This window comes from Peribacillus sp., from assembly GCF_059453735.1.
Window position 1 is genome coordinate 1 of record NZ_JAZVJO010000025.1, and the last position, 3,307, is coordinate 3,307.

The 3,307-nt window shown below is 39.7% G+C and carries 3 protein-coding genes; all 3 read right to left on the reverse strand.

Annotated features, from left to right (window positions below; translation table 11 throughout):
• Positions 1 to 653, reverse strand: a 653-nt coding sequence (locus tag AC52RT_RS00715) for an alpha/beta hydrolase (RefSeq protein WP_495538977.1), incomplete at its 3' end; no start/stop codon positions are given.
• A 64-nt stretch (positions 654 to 717) separates the two neighbouring features.
• The gene (locus AC52RT_RS00720; RefSeq protein ID WP_495538978.1) at positions 718 to 2,868 is read right to left on the reverse strand and encodes an ADP-ribosylglycohydrolase family protein; all 2,151 of its coding nucleotides are present in this window, start codon (positions 2,866 to 2,868) and stop codon (positions 718 to 720) included.
• The coding region (locus AC52RT_RS00725; RefSeq protein ID WP_495538979.1) for an ADP-ribosylglycohydrolase family protein at positions 2,843 to 3,307 on the reverse strand (465 nt) is incomplete at its 5' end. The genes AC52RT_RS00725 and AC52RT_RS00720, both read right to left, overlap by 26 nt.

Below are 3,307 nucleotides of genomic sequence, written 5' to 3' on the forward strand. Positions count from 1 at the left end.
TTAGCATTCCACAGGTCCAAATCAAATGGGTCTCCAAAACTCCCTCTTTGTACTGCACCAGATGTTTCTGGAGGTTCTTGGTTTTGAATAGCAGGACTTAACAAAGCGGTACCTGAAAAGAGTTCTGGATAAACCAAAGAATACCTTAGCGCGCCGTACCCGCCCATAGAGTATCCCGTAAGAAATCTTCCTGAACGATTTGCGATTGTATGGTATTTTTTATCTATAGTTGGAATGAGATCTTTGATAACAGCTGATTCATAGCGACCATATTTCTCTGAGTCCACCCAATAGCTGTTACCGGTTGAAGGAACGATCGCAATGACTGGTTCTATTGTCTTTTTTTGAATCATCTTATCTAGCGTTTTCCAAAAATCATCATAGCTGTTTTCATTGCCATTGCTTCCATGAAGTAAATAGATGACCGGGTAGGCTTTTTTACGGCTTTTGTTATAGTCTTTTGGAAGATAGACTTTATAAGTAAGCTGATTATTATTACGAGTAGAATCATGAGTAAGTTGATACGAAGTTAAGTTATTCACCACGGTTTTACTTTTTCCATACTGTTTTGCATGGACGGTAAAATCAGAAGTAAAGATGGCAGAAATGATGATCATGACAATCATAAAAGCAAACCCAATTTTTTTACTCAAATTTGGCAACTCCTTTTTCGTTTCTAAGAAATGAGGCAGAGATTACTCCGCCTCATTTATAACCTTACCCTACTTCTTTAATTTTGAATGAAGAAATTACCGCTTCTCCTTTTTCAAGACAGCCAAATCCGAACATCCCTTTCGAGAACCTTGAATCATTGTACTCAATTAGTTTCTCGTCATCGATAAAAAAGCAGATTTTATTCTCATGGTATTCGACCTTAAAAACATAGGCTTGATGATGCTTCCATTCAAACGGAACGGTAATTAAACGGTCATAACCAAAGTCCTTTTTTATAAGTGAAACTTGGTTGCTTCCATCAAATCCGATTAAATATTGACGCTGGATTCCCTCAGCTCTAAAAATTAGTTTATGACTTACCCCCACGATTGGCGTAATTACGGCTTCAATAACTGCATCTTTTGTATAGTAATTACCTGTATAACTGGAGCAGTCTTCAGAAGCTGAATATTTCATCGTCTGTCCGTCTAATTTCCAGTTTCCCTTGTTATGGGCAAATGGAGTCAAGGAACCAAATTCCTCGAATTGCTTCGCAAAAGCAATCGAATAGTCTACCTGACCTCTTATATGAAAGTTATCCACATAAAGGGCCCCTATCGCTCGACACGTAAGACTAGACGGACTTTCAATTCTATATCCCACTTCATCAATTAACGACCCATTTGTGGCTGGAATTTGAAAATCAACGTGATTCCATGTTTGATTATTTAGTTCACATTTGGTTAGATACAAGCATTCTTGATTATCCGTCATCCGTATATAAGGGGTAACAATAAGTCCTGCACCTTGCCATTGATCTAAGAAAAAATCTACGGAAACCGTTTGACCTGAATAGGCTTTAGGTGCAAATGTCGGTTTATATTTTTCATCATTGAAGTCCTGTCTGCGATAAAAAGGTTTATAAAATACCTTACTCACATCCCCTTCAACCATTCTGTCAAAAATTACTTCTAAGGATCCTTCGCCAACATGTTTATTATGACGAAGAAACGCTTTGAAGGGATTATCTGTTTTAAACCCATGCGTCGAACCTGGTAAGTGAAAATTAAAGAAGACATCCCCCTGTTTAATCGATTCTACTACTTCTTCTGGAGGTTCAAGTCCTGCCATGTGGTAACCCAGCAAAGCCAATTCCTGTGTAAAGGTCGGCAAATCAACAATATTTAAATAACCTGAAACACTTGAAGCAACAATCGAATCATTAATAGGTTTCCGATAATGCTCCGGAATTCCTTCAAGGCCGGCTAGGACTCCTGTTATGGTTCCAACGGTTCCTGCATTGCAATCGGTATCCCACCCGCACATTACTGCTATTTCTATGGTCTTTGAAAAATCTCCTTCTCCATATAGGAGCGCTAACACACATACCGCCGCATTCGGGATAATATGACAGATTCCAGGGTATTTATCATACCCCCAGAACTCTTCTAAATATAGACGGCATATCCGAAAATTAGCCGGGTTTTTCTGGTGAAAGTTGATGACTGCTCTAACCATTTTCGCATACGTCGAATCACTTGGAATCATACTTAATCCAGTTTGAAGAACTTCGTTTATTGATTGGGCAGAGAAAGCGTTGGAAATACAGGCTGCCATAAATCTCGCTCCATATAGACCATTCAAATCATGTGAAACACTTGCGGCAACTTCCGCATAATGTGCCGCTTTTTCTATAGCATCAGGAAAGATTAACCCCCAGCTGTCAATAAAAATTTGTCCGCCAATTTGTTCAGCCATGACCACACCATTCACCTTGGCCGAACCGGATTGCGGAGCTTTTATCCCTTTTTGAAGGTTTGTGAACGCTCGATGCTCTGTACTGATATCTTCTCCGCCCCACCAAATCATTCCGATTCCTTCACGGCAATAATTCATCCAGGTTTTCCCTACATCCTCCGCATCAATCTCTCTATCCTTCGCTTCATCATACAATGATCTGATAAAAAAAATCGGACCATTTGCATCATCATCTGCTGAAAACGTCTTATAGTCTTTTACATACCCTTTTATCTCGCCGTGGACCTGTTGGATTCTTTCTGCCGTCCACTCTAATGGTTCAAGAGGTGCACCTAGTCTAATTCCGCTGTTCATACCCAGTACACCAGCATATAGCTTTTCTATATATCTCTCAGGAATCATAAAATCCCTCCCGTGCACATCTGCAGCCTTAAAATAGCCCTCTTCTTTTTTCATTCAATAAAATGTCTTTTCTAATCATGCTTTCAGCAACATTTGCAAATTGCACAGCTAACTCTTTATAATTCGTTTTATTTACAGTTTCAAGCAGCTGTTTATCACTGTTCTTTATAACGGAATCCCCGTACATCGCCCCAAGTATGACCCCAATCATGACACCAATTGAATCAGTATCCCTGCCTGAATTGACGCCATCGTAGATAGATCGGTAATATTCCCCGTTATTTAATACAATAAAGGCAAGTGCAATTGGCAGTTCTTCAATAGAAAATACTCTGCTGGGTGTATAGTGATTCGCAGGGATACCCAGCTTCTCACTGTTACGAGTAACATCATCCTTCATAGGCGAATAGACTGCAAGAATACCTTTGAACACTTCCATTACTTCATCCATGTCAACTGCACGGGTTTGTAGTTCTCTTGCTGCACATGATAG

Coding starts and splice junctions, on each gene's coding strand:
- AC52RT_RS00720 (WP_495538978.1), bottom strand. CDS start 2,868: ATGAAAAAAGAAGAGGGCTATTTTAAGGCTGCAGATGTGCACGGGAGG.